17 protein-coding genes and 1 pseudogene are annotated in these 19906 nt (G+C 72.5%); 8 read left to right on the top strand and 10 right to left on the bottom strand.

The features are described 5' to 3' along the window. Positions 1-25: 25 nt before the first annotated feature. Entirely contained in the window at positions 26-499 is a 474-nt protein-coding gene (locus ABZ928_RS32695; protein WP_361526949.1) for a carboxymuconolactone decarboxylase family protein, read from the bottom strand. A 47-nt stretch (positions 500-546) separates the two neighbouring features. Between ABZ928_RS32695 and ABZ928_RS32700 the strand changes: the two genes are divergently transcribed. The 4 genes from ABZ928_RS32700 to ABZ928_RS32715 all read left to right on the top strand — a co-directional run bounded on the left by ABZ928_RS32700 (position 547) and on the right by ABZ928_RS32715 (position 6284). Beyond that, positions 547-2037, top strand: a complete 1491-nt coding sequence (locus tag ABZ928_RS32700) for a PLP-dependent aminotransferase family protein (protein ID WP_361526951.1) — start codon at positions 547-549, stop codon at positions 2035-2037. 278 nt (positions 2038-2315) lie between these two features. Then, complete coding sequence (locus ABZ928_RS32705) at positions 2316-4523, top strand: PEP/pyruvate-binding domain-containing protein (protein WP_361526953.1); 2208 nt, start codon at positions 2316-2318, stop codon at positions 4521-4523. Then, the gene (locus ABZ928_RS32710) at positions 4520-5437 is read left to right on the top strand and encodes a hypothetical protein (RefSeq protein WP_361526955.1); all 918 of its coding nucleotides are present in this window, start codon (positions 4520-4522) and stop codon (positions 5435-5437) included. The genes ABZ928_RS32705 and ABZ928_RS32710 overlap by 4 nt, the downstream gene beginning before the upstream one ends. 142 nt (positions 5438-5579) lie before the next feature. Next, positions 5580-6284 carry a dual specificity protein phosphatase family protein gene (locus ABZ928_RS32715; protein ID WP_361526957.1) on the top strand — a complete coding sequence of 235 codons (705 nt, stop codon included), beginning with the start codon at positions 5580-5582 and terminating at the stop codon, positions 6282-6284. 73 nt (positions 6285-6357) lie between these two features. Here ABZ928_RS32715 and ABZ928_RS32720 read toward each other — a convergent pair whose 3' ends face one another. Both ABZ928_RS32720 and ABZ928_RS32725 read right to left on the bottom strand, forming a co-directional pair. Continuing rightward, positions 6358-6612, bottom strand: a complete 255-nt coding sequence (locus ABZ928_RS32720) for a DUF397 domain-containing protein (RefSeq protein ID WP_059197394.1) — start codon at positions 6610-6612, stop codon at positions 6358-6360. Next, a complete protein-coding gene (locus ABZ928_RS32725; RefSeq protein WP_361526959.1) occupies positions 6613-7473 on the bottom strand; it encodes a helix-turn-helix transcriptional regulator in 861 nt (286 codons plus the stop codon). It abuts the gene before it with no gap. Positions 7474-7745: 272 nt separating this feature from the next. On the opposite strand from ABZ928_RS32725, the pseudogene ABZ928_RS32730 reads away from it, so the two are divergent. From ABZ928_RS32730 to ABZ928_RS32740, 3 genes and pseudogenes are all read left to right on the top strand, one after another. Next, positions 7746-8333, top strand: a pseudogene (locus ABZ928_RS32730) (ATP-binding protein); the annotation flags it as partial. A gap of 569 nt (positions 8334-8902) precedes the next feature. Continuing rightward, positions 8903-9343, top strand: coding sequence for a hypothetical protein (locus ABZ928_RS32735; RefSeq protein WP_361526961.1), 441 nt, complete (start codon positions 8903-8905; stop codon positions 9341-9343). A 232-nt stretch (positions 9344-9575) separates the two neighbouring features. After that, positions 9576-11507: an ABC transporter ATP-binding protein gene (locus ABZ928_RS32740; RefSeq protein ID WP_361526963.1), complete on the top strand. Its 1932-nt coding sequence runs from the start codon at positions 9576-9578 to the stop codon at positions 11505-11507. A 2-nt stretch (positions 11508-11509) separates the two neighbouring features. Here the strand turns inward: ABZ928_RS32740 and ABZ928_RS32745 are convergent, their stop codons facing one another. The 3 genes from ABZ928_RS32745 to ABZ928_RS32755 form a co-directional block, all read right to left on the bottom strand. Further along, on the bottom strand, positions 11510-11695 hold the full coding sequence (locus tag ABZ928_RS32745) for a hypothetical protein (RefSeq protein WP_361526965.1): 186 nt from the start codon (positions 11693-11695) through the stop codon (positions 11510-11512). A gap of 154 nt (positions 11696-11849) precedes the next feature. Beyond that, positions 11850-12539 (bottom strand): DUF899 domain-containing protein, encoded by a 690-nt coding sequence (locus ABZ928_RS32750; protein ID WP_361526967.1) that lies wholly within the window; start codon positions 12537-12539, stop codon positions 11850-11852. Between the two features lie 109 nt (positions 12540-12648). Continuing rightward, positions 12649-13995 (bottom strand): amidohydrolase, encoded by a 1347-nt coding sequence (locus ABZ928_RS32755; protein ID WP_361526969.1) that lies wholly within the window; start codon positions 13993-13995, stop codon positions 12649-12651. A 125-nt stretch (positions 13996-14120) separates the two neighbouring features. On the opposite strand from ABZ928_RS32755, the gene ABZ928_RS32760 reads away from it, so the two are divergent. Next, positions 14121-15074, top strand: coding sequence for an endonuclease/exonuclease/phosphatase family protein (locus tag ABZ928_RS32760; RefSeq protein WP_361526971.1), 954 nt, complete (start codon positions 14121-14123; stop codon positions 15072-15074). Here the strand turns inward: ABZ928_RS32760 and ABZ928_RS32765 are convergent. The 4 genes from ABZ928_RS32765 to ABZ928_RS32780 all read right to left on the bottom strand — a co-directional run bounded on the left by ABZ928_RS32765 (position 15071) and on the right by ABZ928_RS32780 (position 19631). Next, positions 15071-17008, bottom strand: coding sequence for an FUSC family protein (locus ABZ928_RS32765; RefSeq protein WP_361526973.1), 1938 nt, complete (start codon positions 17006-17008; stop codon positions 15071-15073). The genes ABZ928_RS32760 and ABZ928_RS32765 overlap by 4 nt on opposite strands. A 214-nt stretch (positions 17009-17222) precedes the next feature. Next, positions 17223-18419, bottom strand: a complete 1197-nt coding sequence (locus ABZ928_RS32770; RefSeq protein WP_361526975.1) for an FtsX-like permease family protein — start codon at positions 18417-18419, stop codon at positions 17223-17225. Beyond that, on the bottom strand, positions 18416-19129 hold the full coding sequence (locus tag ABZ928_RS32775) for an ATP-binding cassette domain-containing protein (RefSeq protein WP_361526977.1): 714 nt from the start codon (positions 19127-19129) through the stop codon (positions 18416-18418). Before ABZ928_RS32775 ends, ABZ928_RS32770 begins: the two co-directional genes overlap by 4 nt. A gap of 340 nt (positions 19130-19469) precedes the next feature. Further along, positions 19470-19631, bottom strand: coding sequence for a hypothetical protein (locus ABZ928_RS32780; RefSeq protein WP_361526979.1), 162 nt, complete (start codon positions 19629-19631; stop codon positions 19470-19472). Positions 19632-19906 lie beyond the last annotated feature (275 nt).

A 19906-nucleotide genomic window follows, 5' to 3' on the forward strand; every position in this document is an offset into this window, starting at 1 on the left:
CCGCCCCACGCCACCCCCCACCGCTTCAACCCCGCTCGTCCGTCCCCGCCACCTTCTTCGTCGCCAGGGCCACCCGATTCCACGTGTTGATCGCGAAGATCAGTGCCAGGACCTGGGCCAGTTCCTCCTCGCCGAAGCGGGCCGCGGCCTCCGCGTACACCTCGTCCGGGACTCCCCCGTCGGCCACCAGCGTCACCGCCTCCGTGAGGGCCAGGGCCGCCTGCTCCTTCGGCGTGAAGAAGTTCCGGGCCTCGCGCCACACGGCGACCATGTGGAGCCGGTCCTCGCTCTCGCCGGCCTTGCGGGCGTCGTTGGTGTGCATGTGGAGGCAGTAGGCGCAGTGGTTGAGGTGGGAGGCGCGGATCTGGATCAGTTCTACGAGGGCGGGGTCGAGGCCCGCGCGGGCGGCGGCGTCGAAGCCGATGAGGGCTCGGAAGGCCTTCGGGGCGGACTTGGCGAAGTTGAGGCGGCCGGTGTTCGTCTGCGTGTTCGTCGTCATGTCCCTCAACCTACGAGCCGGAAAGACCCACTGTAGGGTGCATTTCCATGGCGGAGTCATGGGTCAATTCAGCGCAGCGGATCGGCTCCGACCTGCACCTCGAACTCTCCCGGGCGAGCAGCAAGAGGGCCGCTCTCATCGACGCGCTCCGCGAGGCCGTACGCGGTGGGCGGCTCGCCCCCGGCACCCGGCTGCCGCCGTACCGTTCCCTCGCCGCCGATCTCGGGGTGGCCCGGAACACCGTCGCCGACGCGTACGCGGAGCTCGTCGCGGAGGGCTGGCTCACCGCCCGCCAGGGCTCGGGCACCCGGGTCGCCGAGCGCGCCGAACCTCTCCGCAACGGCAAGCACGCGCGCGTACCCGTGAAAACGCCGCCACGCGTGCGTGGACCACGGCACGACCTCCGCCAGGGCACTCCGGACGCCTCCGCGTTCCCGCGCACCGCCTGGCTGGCCTCCTACCGGCGGGCCCTCCAGCAGGCGCCCAACGAGGTCTTCGGCCCCGGTGACCCCGCCGGGCGGATCGAGCTGCGCGAGGCCCTCGCCGAGTACCTGGCACGCGCGCGTGGCGTGCGCACCGAGCCGGGCCGGGTCGTCATCTGCTCCGGCTTCGCACACGCCCTGCGGCTGCTCTTCCAAGCGCCCGCCCGGCCCGCCGCCCAGAGGCCCGCCCAGCCAACCGGTCAGTCGCCGATCGTCCGCGATCCCCTCGCCGTGGAGGCGTACGGCCTCCCCTTCCACCGGCAGCTCCTCGCCACCGCCGGCGTCCGGACCGTACCGCTGCCCCTAGACGAACACGGCGCCGATGTGAGCCGGTTGGGGCGGGAGCGGGGCGTGCTGCTCACGCCCGCGCATCAGTTCCCGACCGGTGGCCCGCTGCACGCCGAGCGGCGGGCGGCCGTCGTCGACTGGGCACGCGCGCGTGGCGGGGTGGTGCTGGAGGACGACTACGACGGGGAGTTCCGTTACGACCGCAAGCCGGTGGGGGCGGTCCAGGGGCTCGACCCGGAGCGCGTGATCTTCATCGGCTCGGTCAGCAAGAGCCTGTCCCCGGCGGTGCGGCTGGGCTGGATGGTCCTTCCCGAGCGGTACGTCGGTCCCGTGCTCGCGGCCAAGGGCGAGCGGGAGGCCTGGGCGAGCGTCCTGGACCAGCTGGCCCTCGCGGACCTCATCTCATCCGGCTCGTACGACCGTCATGTGCGGCGTATGCGGCAGCGGTACCGGAGCCGTCGCGACCGCCTCGTCGCCGCGCTCGCCGAGCACGCGCCGCATGTCGAGGTCACCGGGGTCGCGGCCGGCCTGCACGCGGTGCTGCGGCTGCCGCCGGGCACCGAGCGGTCCACCGTCAAGGCCGCCACCTGGCGGGGCATCGCCCTGGACGGCCTCGCCGACTTCCGGCATCCAGCGGCTTCGGAGGCTTCCGGGACGGACATGCCCGCCCCTGACGGCCTGGTCGTCGGCTACGCGACCCCCTCGGAGCACGCCTACGGAGCGGCCCTGGAAGCCCTGTGCCAAGCGCTCCCCCCGGCCCCCGGCTGAGGGTCTCCTTCTCCCGGATGAGAAGCGGCGTACTGCCTGCGGAGGAGCGCGCCCCGCGCACTCTCCTACGGTGCTCGTAAATCCTCGCCCGGCGTCCGAAAAGTGGCTTCCGACCGACATGGAACCGAACAGCGGTGGGATCATTGCAGCAGGAGGCGTGCTGCCGTCGGGCCCCCGCGGGGGTCGGCAGCGGCCCGTCCCATCCTTCGTTCCGCCGTCAGGCGCAGGGCAACCCCCGCGCGTCCCCCCTGTTGGCGGCCGGTCCGGGAGGGTGAGCGATGACCACGCTCGACGAACGTCACGGAGAAGGTGCGCGCGACGGGGACAGGCCCCGGGGCGAGGTGACCCTCGGCCTGGCGGAAGCCCGCGGCCCGGCCACCGTCCCACTCGACGGACCTACCGTCCGGCTCGACCGACCCGCCGTCCCACTCGACCGACCCGCCGCCGCGCTGCCCGGTAGCGCGGGCTCCAAGGCCGCGAACCTCGCCCGCGCGGCGGGCGCCGGCCTGCCCGTGCTCCCCGGCTTCGTCATCCCGTACGGGGGCGGCGACACCGCCGAGGACACAGAGGACACAACAGAGGACACAGAAGACACAGCCGCCCTGCGCCACGCCTGGCACGAACTCTCCGACGGCGGCACACGCCCCCTCGTCGTACGGTCCTCGTCGCCCCAGGAGGACACCGAGGAGTCGTCGCTGGCGGGCCAGTTCGCCTCCGTCCTCGACGTGCGCGGCTGGGACGGCTTCCTTACGGCGGTGCGGACCGTCCTCGATTCGGCGGTACGGCCCGACGGGTCCACGGCACCGATGGCGGTGCTCGTGCAGCCGATGCTGGCGGCGCGGGTCGGCGGGGTCGTGTTCGGCGCCGACCCCGTCGAGGGGCGGGCCGACCGGATGCTGGTCAGCGCGGTGCGGGGCGGCCCGGACAGCCTGGTCAGCGGGGCGCAGGCGGGCACCAACTACTGGCTGGGCGGGCGGGGACGGCTGCTGCGGACGGAGCCGGCGGACGCCGGTCCGCTGCTCACGCGCGCAGAGCTGGCCCGGCTCGCCCGGCTCGCGCGACGGGCCTGGCGGATCTTCGGCGGGCCCCAGGACATCGAGTTCGGGTTCGACGGGGGCGGCCGGCTGTGGCTGTTCCAGAGCCGTCCGATCACGGCGATGGCGGCCCGGCCTCCGCGCGGGGCGCGGCTGCTCGGCCCCGGTCCGGTGGCGGAGACGCTGCCCGAGCAGCTGGCGCCGCTGGAGGAGGACCTGTGGGTGGCTCCGATGGCCCGCGGGCTCGCCGCCGCGCTCGACATCGGCGGGAGCGCGCCGCGGCGGCTGCTGCGGACGGTGCCGGTGGTCACGACGGTCGGCGGGCGGGCCGCGGCCGACCTGCGGCTGCTGGGTGCCGTCGGACCGCGGCACCGGTGGCTGGCCCTGCTCAACCCGGCGCCGGGGGCGCGCCGCCTGGGCGCGGCCTGGCGGCTGGGCCGGCTCTCCGTGGCGCTGCCCGGGCTGGCGACGGACCTCGTGGCGGACGTCGACCGTCGCCTCGCCGAGATCCCGTCGCTGTCCGCGCTGTCCGCGTCCGCCCTCGTCGGCGAGGTCCGCTGGTCCCGCAGAACCCTGGTCTCGCTGCACGCCCAGGAGGCCCTCGCGGGTGCCCTGCTGCACGAGCCGTCGAAGAGCCGTACGGCGGCGGGTACGGCGCTGGAGGCGCTGGCGTCGGCACGCGCGCGTGGCGTGCCCGACAGCGTGGTGGTCGCCGAGGACCCGGTGGTGCTGGCGCTCACCGCACCGAGTCTGCGAGCGCGGGGGCGGCTGCCCGAGGGCGACGAGGAGCGCGGGGTACCGGGGTCACGGGTACCGGATGCCGCCGAGCACCCCACCGACCACCTCACGATGAAGTCCCGCACCCCCACCACCCCCCTCCCACCCCGCGAGGCTCTCCGCCTCCGTATCCGCTGGGTGCAGGAGCTCCAGGTGCGGCTCGTCCGGGAGGCGGCGCTGCGGCTGCGGCTCGACGCCGAGCGGGTCGGGCTGTTGCGGTGGCGGGAGCTGGCCGCCGCGCTGCACGGCGGCGGGCTGCCCGCCGATCTCCACGCGCGCGTGCCGCAGAGCGAGTCGGCGCCGCTGCCGGACGCCTTCCGGCTGACGGAGGCCGGAGCCGTCGTCGCCGAGCGGACCGGCGGGGGCCGGGACGGGACGCGGGGCGTGTCCGGCGGGCGGGCCGTCGGAACCGTCTGGGACGGGGCGGGGCCCCGGCCTAAGGACGCCGTGCTCGTCGTACGGACCCTGGATCCCGCGCTCGCCCCGCTGCTGCCCGGGCTCACCGGACTGGTCGCGCAGACCGGCAGCCCGTTGTCCCATCTCGCGGTGCTGGCACGGGAGTTCATGGTGCCCGCCGTCGTCGGTGCGACGGACGCCGTGCACCGCTTCCCGGTCGGCTCCCGGCTCACCGTCGACGGGACGGCAGGGGACGTACAGCCGGGAGACGCGCCATGAGGAGGATCGCGTACGTCTTCGGAGGCCTGGCCGCCGCCGGGGCCGGGACGTACCTCGTCGTCTATCTGTACCGGTGGCAGTGGCAGCGGGCCCTGCTGTGCGGTGTGCTGCTGCTGGTCGTCGAGGTGCTGCTGCTCGGCATCGTGCTGCTGGGGCGGCTGACCCGGATCGAGGACCGGCTGAGCGCGTCCGACCAGCGGCAGCGGGAGCAGGCGGCCCGGCAGGAGGACGCGCTCGCCCGGCTGCGGCAGCCGGCCGCGGAACCGGACGAGACCCGGTTCCGGTGGCTGGAGGACCCGGCGGACCGGGCGTACGTCTTCGTGCCGGTCCTGATGGTCACCGGTGTGCTGCTGTCCGGGCTGGCCTGGGTGGTGCAACGCGTCGCCTCGGCCACGGCCCGGCCCGCCGAGCGGCGGCTCGCCGGGCGCCTGACGGTCCTCACCGCGCCGGACCCGGCCTCCCCGGACGACCTGGAGGACCTGCCGTCGCCGGCCGCCGCGCGCCCCAAGGGGCGGACCGTGCGGGTGGCCGCCGTCGGTGTCGTCGGGGTCGCCCTGCTCGGCGGGCTCGTCGTGGGGCTCGCGGACCTCACCCAGACCCGCGAGGAGGGCGCGAACGACAGTGCGGCGACCTCGGTGGTCGTCCAGGTCGACATGCGCGGCCCGGACACGACGGCCGCGCGGAGGTCCCTCGCCGCGCAGCAGGTCTGGGAGCGCTGCCGGGACTCCACCTCCGTACCGCTGCGGCACGCGACGCTCGGGGACCTCGGCGACGGGCTCTTCGCCGGTGTCGTACGCCCCGCCCTCACCGACCACGACCGCCTGCGGCTGCGCGGCTGCCTGGAGGACGCGACCCTGGAGCGCGCCCATCTCACGGTGGTCGGGATCGGCGACGCGGACGCCGACGACGACTGACGGGACACGGCCCACGACAGCCGGCCGGACACGGCAGCGGGACACGAAGGACGCATTTGCTTGTGTACACGGACAAGACGGCCAAGAGGACCTCGGGTTACCCTGCCAAAGCGCCCACGTCCCCTAGTCCCCCTGGTCGCTCATGGCTGTCCTCACCGCCGCACTCCCCCGCCCCGTCCTCCCGCAGCGCCCGCTCCGGCGACGTGCCGTGCGGATCCTGCTGACCCTCGTCATCGGTTACGCCGTCCTGTGGGCGGCCGGCGCCGGGGGCATCCTGGCCCTGTCGTACTGGACGCGCGCGGAGACCCCGGCACCGGCGGGAACCCGTACCGTGCAGGGCGTCCACAACTTCCAGCCGGTGGACACGTCCGGGCATCTGTGGCGCGGCGCGGCGCCTTCCCCGGCCGGGTACCGGGCGCTCGCGGCGATGGGCTTCACGACGGTCGTCGACCTGCGCGCCGAGGACCTGAGCGCGGCGCAGCTCGCCGAACCGACCGAGGCCGGCCTGGACGTCGTACGACTGCCCATCCGGGACGGTCAGACGCCGAAGCCCGAGCAGGTGCGGAGGCTTCTGGACGTCGTGGCGAAGTCGTCAGGGCCGGTGTTCGTGCACTGCGGTGCGGGAGTCGGGCGTACGGGCACCATGGCGGCCGCGTATCTCGTGCAGACCGGGGAGGAGTCGTCCGCTCAGGCGGTCCGGCGCAATCTCGCGGTCGGACCGCCGTCGATCGAGCAGATCTACTACGGGCTGAACCTCAGCCGCGACGAGGCGGCCCAGCCGCCGCTCCCGGTGGTGGCGGTCAGCCGGCTGGTGGACGCGCCGCGGCGCATCGCGTCCTGGTTCTAAAGCAGTTGAGACTTTCTCAAGGGCGAATTAAGCACTGCTGCAAGGAAGTTCACGTCGGTGCCGGACCAATGCGTCACGACAGCAGGAAGTCCGCCTCCCCCGCCTTCGCGCCCTCGATGAAGGCCGTCATCTCGTCCGTGGTGTAGATCAGCGCCGGACCGTCCGGGTCGGTGGACTGACGGACGGCGATCCGTCCGTCGGCGAGCTTCATCGCCTCCAGGCAGTTGCCGCCGTTGCCGCCGCTCCAGGGCTTGTGCCAGCCCTCACTGCCCAACTCCCGCGCGGGCATGCCGTTGTAGACGGGTATGCGCGGCTTGATGCGATCCATTCACAGCTCCTTGCGGAGATCCCGGAGGATCTCCTTCGTGCGATGTGCCGTAGCGGCCTGCGCCGCCATGCGGTCCATGACCTCCAGGTGGGTCGCCACCTCGGGACGCGCGTCGAGATAGACGGCGCCGGTCAGGTACTCGCTGTAAACCATGTCCGGAAGCTCCGGCACGGCGAATCGGAACAGCACGAAGGGCCCGTACGTGCCGGGGTGCGGCCCGTTGGTGAACGGGGCGACCTGAAGCGTCACGTTGGGCAGCTTCGTGGCGTCGAGCAGCTTGTCGATCTGGGCACGCATCACCTCCGGGCCGCCGACGGGGCGGCGCAGCGCGGTCTCGTCCACCACGGCCCAGAACCGCGGCGCGTCGGGACGGGTGAGCAGTTCCTGGCGTTGTACTCGCAGTGCGACGTGCCGTTCGATGTCGTCGGGGCTGGTCTGGCCGATGGCCCCCGACTTCAGGACCCCGCGGGCGTAGTCCTCGGTCTGGAGCAGTCCGGGCAGGAAGTGCGGGTCGTACGAGCGGATCAGGCTCGCGGCGCCCTCCAGGCTGACGTACATCGAGAACCAGCCGGGCAGGATGTCGTGGTACCGCTGCCACCAGCCGGGCCGGTTTGCCTCCTCGGCCAGCTCCACGAAGGCGTCGGCCTCCTCCTCGGAGACGCCGTAGGACTTCAGGAGCAGCTGGAGATACGGGATCTTGAGGGCGACCTCGGCCATCTCCATGCGGCGGACCGTGGCGGGGGCGACGCGGAGGACCTTGGCGGCCTCCTCGCGCTTGAGACCCGCGCGCTCGCGCAGGTCGAGGAGGCGCCGGCCGAGCACGACCTGGCCGACCGTCGGCGCGGACCGCGGCTCGCTCACCCTCCACCTCCCGGAAGTCGCCCCTGCGAGGCCTTGCTGGACCCTGCTGGACCCTGCTGGACCTTGCTGGGAAAAACCTGTCAAAAAAGAATCCTGGCAGCCGGACGGCGCCATTCGAAGACCTATTCGAAGACCTGGTCGGATCTCCGGTGATCTCAACTGGCGCCGCTCGACATGCTGTTGCGAGCAGTGTGCCACGGCCTTCCAGACCGTCACACAGCACTCTGCAATTTTCAGAGTGACACTTGCCAAGTGTTCACGGCGGGGCGATAGTGGCAAGCGTGATTCCGTCCGCGCCCTTAGGAACAGACGCCGCCGCCGGCCCCCACAGCCTCGGCGCTGGTCCGGGAGCAACCCCTGGTGGGGCCGCTGCCGAGCGCCGGTTCCGGTTCGAGCTGGCCGCACATCCGGGCTCCGCCGCGCAGGCGAGACGGTTGACGCGGGCTCGGCTGAACGGCTGGTCGGTCTGCGAGGACATCTGCGATTCGGCGGCCCTGGTGGTCTCCGAACTGGTCACCAACGCGATCGTGCACACCGCGAGTACCCACATAGTCTGCGAGCTGCACGACGGCGACGACATCGTGCGAATAGCCGTGCGTGACGAGGGTTGCGCACCGAGCGAGGTCCATCCGGCGGTGGCGCAGCGGGGCGAGGAGGAGCACGGGAGGGGATTGCTTCTCGTCGACGCCCTCTGTCACGCCTGGGGCGCCCATGAGCACGGTCCCGGCCTGCTGGTCTGGGCGGAGCTGCCGCGCCAGGCGGACGCCCCGAGGCACGACTGCGGCCCCTGCAACGACCTGGGCTGGGGAGCCCGCCCGAAGCCCGGCCCCGCCGGCGGCTCGGGCGGCGACGACGAGGAGGCCGACGCGCGGCACGCCGAAGCGGCGCCGCGGGGCCATGAGAGACCTCCGTACGGGGAGATGGCGCGGCGGGACGGGGTGGCGCGGCAGGAGGGCTCGGCGCGGCTGGACGGCGTGGCCCGGCAGGACGGCGTCGCACCGCAGGACCGAGGGGGTCGGCAGGACTTCGGGGTGCCGCGGGATCTGATCGCGCCGCAGGAGCGGATCGCTCCGCAGGCTCACGAGGGGGTGCGGCAGGACGGCGTGACGCCCGGGCCCCGGATGTCACCGCAGGTCCGGCTCGCACCGCAGGACAAGACCGCACCGCAAGCTCCCGAAGCAGCGCGGCAGGACGGCGTGACGCCCCCGCACCGGATGTCGTCCCAGGACCGGCTCGCACCGCAGGACAACATCGCACCGCAAGCTCCCGAAGCAGCGCGGCAGGACGGCCCGACGCCCCCGCACCGGATGTCGCCGCATGTCCGGCTCACGCCGCAGGACAAGATCGCGCCGCAGGCTCACGAGAGAGCGCGGCTCTACGAGGCGGCGCGGGAGCACGGGACGGCGCGGCGGCACGGGACGGGGGGCCCATGGCTGTGAGGCCCGTGACCGGCGGCAAGGTACTGACCCTGGACACGCTGGTCCGCCTCCGGCGCGGCCTGCACGCCCCGGCCGCGACGCGCCGGCTCCCCGTCCCCGACGGCATGACGGCCCCGCTGGGGTGCGACGCGGTGGCGGTCCCCGCCCGCTACGGTCCGCTCGTCATGCCCCGGCTGCCCCGCGTGGGGTGCGTCTACGCCGATGAGACGCACTGGTGGTGGCTGGTCCCGTCGGACTCCGACTACGCCCTGGAGTGGCCCGCCCCCGCCCAGTACGCCACCGGCGCGATCGTTCCGGACGCGCCGGTGGTTCCCGACCTGATCCACCGCCCCGACGGCAAGCTTCCGTACACCCCGCCGATCCCCCTGTACCTGGCGCTGTGCCGGGTGACGGGGACTACGCCGAGCTGGTCGCGGCCCGTCAGCGCGTAGGCCTCCGGCGGTTCGGCCGGGGTACGGTGCCGGTGTTCTCAGGGAACCGGCGCCCTAAGGAGATCGAGAGATCGAGGTCCTGAAGGCGCCGGTGTCCAGGCAGCGGTCTCCTGCCTGCGCGCCCCGCCCCCACGGCGTACGCCCGCGCGCGCCCGCATATCCGTCTGCGCCCTGCCCCTGGCACCCCCTCGCGGCGATAGTGGCCCTCCGGCACGATCGGGGGAGGGCGACCGTGAGGAAGAAGCGTCAGGCGGCGGAACCCGGGCTGTCCGAGTCCGAGCAGCTGCTCTTCGGCGGTCCCCTGCGCTATGACACCGGGTGGAACAGCCACTCCGACGCCCGTCTGCGGCTGAGCTTCCGCACGATGATGCGGCAGCTGCCCGCCCTGCTCGCGCTCACGTTCCGGCTGGCCTGGCAGGCCGACCGCAGGGCCGCGCGGATCGTGCTGGGCGCCGAGGCCGGCCGGGGTGTCGCGCAGGCGGTGAGTCTGCTGGCCGTGAACAGTGTGCTGGGGCGGCTGATCGCCGGCGGGGCGATCGAGCAACGGCTGCGGGAAGCCGTACCGGCCCTCGTGGCGATGGCCTCCGTCATGCTGGTGTCCGCGCTGCTGCGGGCCGCGTCGACGTACGCCACCGGCCGTCTGGAGCCGAAGGTGGAGCGCGTGGCCACCGAGCGGTATCTCGAACGGGCCGCGGCCGTGGAGCTGGCCGCGATCGAGGACCACGCCTTCCACAAGCTGCTGGACACCGCCCAGTACGGCGCCACGTCCGCCCGCCGCATGATCGCCTACGCCACCCGGGTCATGAACGCGGCGATCTCCCTCGTCGCGGCGGCCGGTGTCCTGACCGTGCTGCACCCCGCGCTGCTCCCCCTCCTCGTGACCATGACCCTGCCCAGCGCCTGGAGCGCCCTGACCAACGCCCGCCGCCGGTACGAGTCGTTCCACATCTGGGTGCAGCACGCCCGCGCCGGTCATCTCCTCAGCGGGCTGCTCATCGAACCGGAGTCCGCGCCGGAGATCCGGCTGCACGGAGTCGGCCCGTTCCTGCTGCGCCACTACCGCGCGATGTCGGAGGTCGCGGAGGCGGAACAGGCGCGGCTGGCCCGGCTGGCGGCCCGTACGGGGCTCATCGCCGCGTCCTGGACGGGCATCGCGACCGTGGCGACGTACGCGACGCTCGGCGGTCTGCTGCTCACCGGGGCGATGGCGCTGTCCGTCGCCGGTACGGCCGTGATCGCGATCCGTTCGGGGTCGGCGAGCCTCGACAGCCTGGTCCTGGAGGTGAACCAGCTGCATCAGGAGGCCCTGTTCGTGGGCGATCTGCAACGGCTGTACGTCGAGGCGGAGAAGCGGGCGATCCCGGTCGGCGGGCGCGAACTGCCCGAGGAGCCGCGGGAGATCCGCTTCGAGAACGTCAGCTTCAGCTACCCGGGCGAGTCCACCCGCCCCGCGCTCGACGACATCACGCTCACCCTCCCCCTCGGCCGGATCGTCGCGCTGGTCGGCGAGAACGGCTCCGGCAAGACCACCCTCGTGAAGCTGCTCTCCGGTCTGTACACGCCCGACCGGGGCCGGATCCTGTGGGACGGCGTGGACGCGGCCGGTGCGGACCGGCGGCTGCTCGCCGAGCGGATCGCGATGGTGGCGCAGGACTTCAAGCGCTGGCCGTTCACGGCGAAGGTCAATGTGGCGGTGGGCCGTTCGGGCGCGCCGCTGACCGAGGAGCGGCTGGCCGAGGCGGTCGCCGAGGCCGGTGCCCAGGATGTGGTGGACGATCTGCCGCGCGGCCTGGACACGCTGCTGGCCCGCCACTTCAGCGGCGGGCACGAGCTGTCGGGCGGGCAGTGGCAGCGGCTCGGCATCGCGCGGGCCGCGTACCGGCGCGGCCGCATCCTCATCGTGGACGAGCCGACGGCGGCGCTCGACGCCCGGGCCGAGCTGGAGGTCTTCGAGAAGATCCGCGCGCTGGCGGGCACCGGCCAGACGGTGGTCCTGATCACCCACCGGCTGGCGTCCGTACGCCACGCGGATCTGGTGCACGTCCTGGAGCAGGGCCGCCTCGTGGAGTCCGGCACACCGGAGGAACTGCTCGCCACGGGCGGGATCTACGCGGAGCTGTACTCGCTCCAGGCGGACCAGTTCACCGCGCCGAAGGCGAGCTGAGGTCAGGCCACGACGTCGACGCTCGCCTGGCCCCGCACGATCACCAGGAACATGTCCGTCGCGAGGTCCATCACGACCTCCGCGGGCAGCCCTTCGAGCCGTCGAGCGTGCGCGAACTCCTCCGCCGGCCACGAGCCTCGCGGCCCACCTGCGGGAAAGCGCTCGAGCACGGTTCGCCCGTTCACCATCCTGCACCTCCCTTGAGCGTCGTACTTGTAGGAGTTAACGCTCTGGAGGCCCCGAACGGCTCGCTGAGTTGCCGGACTGAGACGTAGCCGACACGGGTTCGGCGCGCAGTGTGAGCTTTCGGTTACCGAACGGTCACTTCCGCCACCGTTCGTGTCATTCCTCGTACTCATCGTGATACCGAACGCGCTCACTGCCCGCAGGCGCCCCCGCCGCCGACGCGCGCCCCTTCGGCTCCTCCCACTCCTCCTGCCGTCCCAGGGCGGTGAGGTCGAGCAGGCTCGTGGTGGAACCCAGCCCGTCGAGACCGCGTTCGTACGTCGAGTAGGTGTGGAACACCCGGTCACGGTCCCGCAGGAAGCAGCTGATCCCGGGCCGTTCGAGGAACTCCCCCTCGCGCTCCAGGGTCACCTCGAAGTCATGGTTGAACCCACCGCCGTACGACGAGTACCAGGGCACGGTCCATCCCATCCGCGCCTTGAACGGCAGGATCTTCGTGTACGGCGCCCGGGACACCGCCGCGAACGTCGTCCTGCGTGCCTTCAGATGCGCGAGGTGCCCGATCTGGTCCAGGAATCCCGAACAGCTGCGGCAGCCCGCGTCCCACTCGGGCGCGAACATGAAGTGGTAGACGACGAGTTGGGCCCGCCCCTCGAACAGGTCGAGCAGCGTGGCCTTCCCGTCGCCGCCCTCGAAGACGTACTCCTCGTCGACCTCCACCATGGGCAGCCCGCGCCGCTCGGCGTTGAGCGCGTCACGCGCGCGCGTGGCCGCCTTCTCCTTGACCAGCAATTCCCCGCGCGCCGCGCGCCATTGCTCACGCGAGACGACCTCCGGAAGCGACATGGCTCCTCCTGCTGCGACGGTCCGTTCGGGGTGGTGACTTATGGCGGGCGCCGAACTCATCGCAGTACGGGAAATTTCTTTTCGGGATCCGGCTCATTCGGGATCCGGTTCAGGTGTCGTAGTCCTGGATGCGCTTGCCGTGGCCGCGGTCGAGGAGGGCGGGGAGTCGCTCGCCCAACTCCCGTATGACCTCAGGCACATCGATGGTCAGCAGCTCGCGGTCGCGCATGAGGACGCGGCCGTCGACGATGGTCGTGCGGACGTCGGAGGAGCGGGCGCTGTGCACGAGGGTGGCGGCGAGGTCGTGGACGGGCTGGGTGTGCGGGCCGGTGAGGTCGACGAGGACGAGGTCGGCGCGGCGGCCGGGCGCGAGGGTGCCGAGGGTGTCGCCGAGGCCGACCGCGCGGGCGCTCTGGAGGGTTGCGTGGTGCAGGGCTTGACGGGACGTCAGCCAGCGGGGGTCGCCGGTCGTGGACTTCTGGACGAGGGCGGTGAGCGCCATCGACTCCCATACGTCGAGGGAGTTGTTGGAGGCGGCGCCGTCCGTGGCGAGTCCGACGGGGATGCCGAGTTCGCGCAGGGCGCGGACAGGTGTGGTGGTGGGCCAGGCGAACTTGAGGTAGCCGCGGGGCGCGGAGGCGACGGCGACCCGGCCGGCGGCGCGGGCGAGCACGGGCAGGTCGCGGTCGAGGATCCCGGTGCCGTGGGCGATCAGGACGTCGACGTCGAGGATGCCGGTGCGCGCCAGGACCTCGATCGGGGTGACGCCGTGGCGTTCGAGGCTGACCTCGGCCTGGTCCCGGTTCTCGGAGGCATGGAGGTGGACGGGCAGGCCGTGTGCGCGGGCGAGTTCGGCGGTGGCGGCGAGATCGGCGTCGTCGACGGTGTAGGGCGCGTGCGGGGCGAGGGCGGTGGTGATACGGCCTCCCGCGCCACCCCGGTGCCGCAGCGCGAACTCCAGTGACTTCTCCCGCCCTTGGGCCCCCTGGGAGGAGAAGTAGGCCTCGCCGAGATGCGCCCGCATCCCGCTCTCCTCGACGACGGCTGCGACGGCGTCCATCGAGAAGTAGTGGTCGGCGAAGCAGGTGACACCGCCCCGGATCATCTCGGCACAGGCGAGCCGCGCCCCCAACTCCACATCTCGCGCGGTGAGGTTGGACTCGATGGGCCACACGACGTCGTTGAACCACTCCTCGGTGGGCAGATCCTCGGCGACCCCGCGCAGGGCGACCATCGGGGCGTGGGTGTGGCAGTTGACGAGTCCGGGAAGGGCGACCTGCCCGCGGGCGTCGATGCGTTCGCTCGCGGGTGGCGGCTCCGTTCCGATGGTGACGGACTCGATGACTCCGTCCCGTACGACGATCGTGGCGTTCTCCTCGAACCCGACGCGCTCCTGGTCGTCGTGGACGAGGGCGGTGCATCCGGTGATGACAAGGTCCGCGGGAGAGTCGGTCATCACGCCAACGTACGGCCTCGTCCTCGGGTCGGGTGAGCCGAACCGCGCATCCGGTCGCGACTCTGTCGCGGCGGCGACGGGACGAGCACGCTGGCTTGACCACAGTGCCCGGAAGGGGGACCGGCATGCTCATCGGCACCTGGAACCTGGAGAACCTGTACCGCCCCGGCGGCCCGTTCGGCCCCAAGGACAAGGCGGCGTACGAGACGAAGCTGGCCGCCCTCGCCGAGGTGATCACGGCGCTGGACCCGACGCTGCTGGGCGTGCAGGAGGTCGGGGAACCGGAGGCGCTGCGGGACCTCGTCGGCATGCTGGGCGGCGGCTGGCACGCCGCGCTGTCGCAGCACGCGGACAGTCGCGGCATCCGCGTCGGCTTCCTCAGCCGTACGCCGTTCGAGGTGCTGCACGACACCGACGGCTTCCCGGCGAAGCTGCGCCCGGTGCAGGCGGACGACAAGGGGCTCGTGGTGGCGGAGGCGGGCCGGGGCTTCCTGGCGGTGGAGGCGGCGACGGAGGGGGGTCCGCTGCGGGCGGCGGTCTGCCATCTCAAGTCCAAGCTGCTGTCGTACCCGGGCGGCCGTTTCCAGCCGCGCGACGAGGGCGAACGGGCCCGGTTCGGCGCGTACGCACTGTACCGGCGGGCGGCGGAGGCGGCTTCGCTGCGCGCGCTGGCGGACGAGTTGCTGGACGGTGACGGTCGCGAGCGGGACGTCGTGGTGCTGGGCGACCTCAACGACGAGGTGCAGGCGGCGACCACGCAGATCCTGCTCGGTCCGCCGGGATCCGAGATCGACACGACCGGCTTCGACCGGGCGGATGCGGGCGACGCGGGGCGCCTGTGGAACGCGGCCCCGAGGATCCCCGCCGCCCAGCGCTTCTCCCGGATCAACTCCGGGCGCCGGGAACTGATCGACCACCTGCTGCTCAGCCACCGACTGGTCCGTCGGCTGACGGCGGCGGGGACGGGGGCGCCGGGCGAGGAGGAGGTGCCGCGGCTGCCGTCGGTGGGGGACGATCCGGTGGAGCGGCGAGGGGCGGCGGGGTCGGATCACGCACCGGTGTGGGTGCGGATCGGTTAGCCGGCCAGCGGGAGTTCGGGCAGTCGTAGCCCCACCCGTTCGCGATCCTCGGCCAGTTCGTCGAGCAGCTCGGTGAGGCGTTCCGTGTGCCGTGGTGCGAGGCGGCCCGAGTCGTCGAGGTGGACCGCGCAGGCGGTGGTGGTGTCGACGAGCCGTTCGAGGGTGGCGACGATGTGGTCCGCGCCCTCCGAGTGCCGGGCGAGGGAGGGGAGTTCGGCGGCGGCGAGGGCGATGGCGGTACGGGCCTCGGCGAGCGTGCGGTAGGCCTCTCGGCGGAGGGTCCAGCGGAGGGGGCGGGGGTCGGTCGGGGCGTTGGAGCTGGTGCTGGTGCTCGCGTCGGCGTTGCCCGGGAAGTCGGCGTTGCCGTCGGCCTCGCGCAGCACATGCTCCAGATACGCCCGTGCCGCATCACTGGCCGCCACGAGCCGCGCCCGCACCGCCCCACCCCGCTGCCCCGGCATCGGAAGGTGCCCGACGAGCAGAACGATCGCGCAGGCCAGCAGGGTCTCCCCGATCCGCCCGGCAGAAGCCTGAGGTTCACCGCCGACCATGACCAGGGCGAGCACGAGAACGGTGACGACGGCGGTCTGAGCGGCGAAGTGCCGCGTGGCTACGGGAATGAGCGCCCCGCTCACCGCGACGAGCGCGATCAGCCCCTCCGGCCTGGGCAGCACCGCGGCGAACCCGGCGAAGACGAGCGCCCCGAGCACGGTCCCGGCGGCCCGGCACAGCACCCGGGACACGAGCGGCCCGAGGTCGGGCTTGACGAGGAAGACGGCGGTGGCGGGCAGCCAGTACCAGTGCTCGTGCTGCCCGTACCAACGGGCGTGGTGCAGGGCCTGCGCGACGGCCGCGCTGGCCCCGAAGCAGAGGGCGACCCGCAGCCCGTACTCCCGCCCGCCGACCCCGAAGACGCTCCGCAGCAGATCCTTGCCCGACCGCCGACGGTGATGGTGATGGTGCAGATCGCTCCCCTCGGCCTGGTCGAAGGCCTCGGCGGCCCGCAGCAGCGCGTCGTCGAGGGCGCGCAGCGCGGGCGCGGACCGGGAGGGCGCGGGCAGCGGCCCGGTGTGCGTGTTCTCGCGTACGGCGGTGGCGAGCCGCCGGGGTCCTTCGGAGGCGCGCCCCGACAAGGCCTCCCCGGCCCACGCGAGCGCGGTCGCGGCCTCGGCGAGCGGGAGGGCGGCGGCGTACTGGGCGTGCAGCCGCCGTTCGGCAGCGGAGCTGGCGTACCGCCGCAGCCGCGGCCCGGCGAGAGCGTCCTGCGCGTGGTCGAGCGCGGCGGTGAGCGCGGCCCGCCGTTCGGTGGCGTGCGCTCCGCCGACGGAGTCGAGAAGGTCGGCGACGGCGTCGTAGACGGCGGCCACGGCGACCCGTTCCCCGTCGAACCGGAAATCCCCGGCGATGGCCCCGGGCGTGGGCAGCGCCAGCCGCAGCCCCAGCAGCCACCCGGCCCCGACGAGATAGGCGAGCGCCCGCTGCCACCCCTCCTCCGGCAACGGCATCCCGGCCCCGATGGCACACGCGACGAGCAGCTGCGTCCCGGCCCCGGAGGCGACGGGCCCGACCGCACTGACCCCACCGGCCACCAGCCCGACCCCGGTCAGGATCACACTGAGCGCCACCGCCCCGACATGATCCCCGGCATACGTCCCGACGAGCAGCCCCACGGCCCCCGCCAGCGCAGGCACCCCGAGCCGCCTGACCGCGGCCCTCCGACTCCCGGGCCGGTCATTGATCCCGGCGAGCATGGCCCCGATCGAGGCCACGACACCGAGCGAGACATGGCCGACGAGCACCGCCACCGACAACAACGGACCGGCGGCCAACGCCCCTCGCGTCACAGCACTCCAGGGCACGGGCCCCCGCTGAGCACGGAGCGTGTGAGCGAGCCAGGGCGGAAGAGCGGGGGTGCGCACAGCGGGGCGGGACACGGGGCTCCTGTCGGCTGGTCGAGGGCGGGGGATGCCTTCGGGCGACGGTGGCCGGGCTGGTGGTGTCCACGGTAAATCGATCGGGGTGAGGGGATGGGGCGGTCGTATTTCGGGGATGTGACGATGTGTGGTGGGGCCACGTTCTTTATGAACGCAATCAAGAGCGAGTCGAGTTCAAGCGAGTTCGAGCGTGTTCAAGCCAGTTCCACCGCATTCAGGCGTGCGCCCGTGCCGTGAGGTAGGGGTCACGGCGAAGCACCTCGCGACTGCCCAGGAGAGTGCCGGTAGCCAGGCCGACGGCAGGCAGCAGCAAGGCCGCGACGGCCCAGACCGGTGCGGGCAGGGCGTCCGGGAGCGTGATGGGCAGCCCGAGCACGCCGCTGAGCGGCCCGGCCAGGAGGACGGAGAGCCCCGTGCCGACGGCCGCACCGACCGCCCCTGCCACTCCCCCGGAGAGCACGGCTTCACCGAGCAGGATCCGGCGCAGCTCGGACCGCCCGGCCCCGAGGATCCGCAGGATCGCGAACTGCCCGATCCGCGCCCGCGCACTGTCCGCGGCCCGCACGGCACCGAGCCACACGGCACCGAGGGCCAGGACCAGGACGCCGATGCGCATGGCGAGATCCGCCGCGCCGAACAGTCCGGGGAGATTGCGAACCCGGTCGGACACGGCGGAGGCCGAAAACCCGTCGCTCTGCAGTGACTTGGTGACAGCCGCGACCTGGTTCTGATGCCCGACCACGATGACGGCGGACCCGGCACCCTCCTTCTCCCGGAAGGTCTCCGTCGACTGTCCGGCCCGCGCCGCGGCCAGCAACGCGGCGGTGTCCTCGGCGAGATAGGCGACGGCTGGCCCGTCGGCCTGCCAACTCGGGTCGTACAGCGCGGCGATCCGCAGCCGGACGGTCTCGGTGGTCCCGGAGGCCGCACCGGTCGCCTTGGTGTAACCGAAGGCAACGGTCCGGCCGAGCAGCGGGGCGAAGTCGGTGCCCTGTACGGCAGCCGGGAGCACGACCTCATCCGGGCCGAGCCGCGCCGGAAGCTCGCCCTCGGTGACGGGCAGGTCGTCACCCGGTGTCAGGGTGTGGCTCGTCAGGTCGTACGTGCCGTCCTGCTCCGCGTACAGCGTGGCGGAGTAGTCGGCGACGACCTGCCGTACCCCTGCCGTCTCCCTGGCGTCCCTCAACGCCGAGTCGGTGAGGGAGCGAACGGACTCATCGCCCTCGAACGACGTGAGTTCGATCTGGGTGAGCCCGCCCGATCCGAGAACGTCCCGCTCGACGGCACCGGCGGCACCGGCCGCCACTCCGGCGGCGGTGGTCAGCAGCGCGGCCAGGACGGTGAGGGTGGGCAGCGCCCGGCGCAGGGAACGACCGTCCCGCTTCCAGGTGTGGAGACTCCAGCGGCTCATCCCAGGTTCTCCTTGAGGGCGTTGCCCTTGCGGGCAACCGAGTTGTGGGCGACCGACAGCACACCTTCGTCGAGGACGTACCGCTGATCGCAGGTCTCCGCGACCGCGCGGTCATGCGTGACGAGCAGGACGGCGGCACCCCGCTCGGCGCACGAACGCAGGGAGCTCATCACCGAGTTGGCGTTCTTCGGATCGAGCCCGGAGGTCGGCTCGTCGGCGAGGATGAGCGCCGGTTGCTTCACGGCCGCACGGGCGACGGCGATACGTTGCCGCTGTCCGCCGGAGAGTTCGGTGACCGGGGAGTCGGCGAGGTGCTGGATCCCGAGGTCACCGAGGAGAGCACGGGCGGCCGTACGGTTCCGGGCGAGCCGGGGTCCGAAGGCGGCGGCGACGTTCTCCCAGGCGTTGAGGAACGTCAGGAGTCCGAGGTCCTGAAGGACGATACCGATGGAGCGCTGCCGCAACAGGTCCCGCTCGCTCTCGGCCAGGGCACAGGTGTCCGTGCCGTTGATGCGCAGAGAACCCGCGGCGGGCGACAGGATCAGCCCGAGGAGAGCGAGCAGCGTGCTCTTGCCCGAACCGGAAGGACCTTCGACGGCGGCCATCGCGCCCTGTTCCAGGGTGAGATCGGCGCGGGTGAGCCCGCCGCCGGAGACGTAGGTGAAGGCCAGGTCTTCGGCAGTCAGAGCCGGTGGGGAGACGGTGTTCATGTGTGGGGGTGTTCCTTCTGGCGTGGCGTGGGGCGCTGGTTCAGGCAAGGAGGTAGTACGCGGCTCTGGTGCCGTCCGCGCTAGCCGCGCCTCCTGGTGAAGTGGCGTACAGGTCCGGGTACTTCGCGTCGCGGTAGGCTCCAACAGACTGGGCAGGTCGTCTTGCGGTCCGCAGGCCAGGGACAGCCGGTGACAGGTCATGGCGAGGCATACGTGATGTGCGGCGCGCCAGGCCGGAGTGTCCAGGATGTCGGTGCGGGCGAGATCCGCCAGTGCGATCGCTCGACCGCGGTGCCCCGTGCGCTCGTACCGAAGGCTGTTCCTCACAGCGAATCGTCGGTCAGTCGTTGGCACAGGCTGAAGCGAACCTTGACACCGGCTCGGCGATCCACGTGTTCTTGCTGGTCCAGCCGTCGGCCTTGGAGCGCTTGTCGGCGCCGCAAAGTGACGTCGATCCCGTGTCCGAGATGGCCATGCCCGGGACCGCCGTCGTCTTCTTCACTTGCTTCTTCCCGTACTTTCAAAGCGTGCGTGCGCTGTTCAGATCCCCTCAACTGGGCGTCGGACGCTACATGTTGTGGAACCACACGAGGGCGACTGAAAAGCGACGGACGTACATGCCGAATCTCGCGTCAGTTTCCGGTCCGCTCAAGGGCGGCGATCGGACATCGCCACGACCGACCACCCGATACGTGCGGAGCGAGGTCCGTCAAAGATCCGATCCAGCCACCCTGTAACGCCCTTGTTCACACCAAAGCGTGACGCGCGGGAAGTCGG

The sequence above is a fragment of the Streptomyces sp. NPDC046909 genome (assembly GCF_040644695.1).
GTDB lineage: Bacteria > Actinomycetota > Actinomycetes > Streptomycetales > Streptomycetaceae > Streptomyces.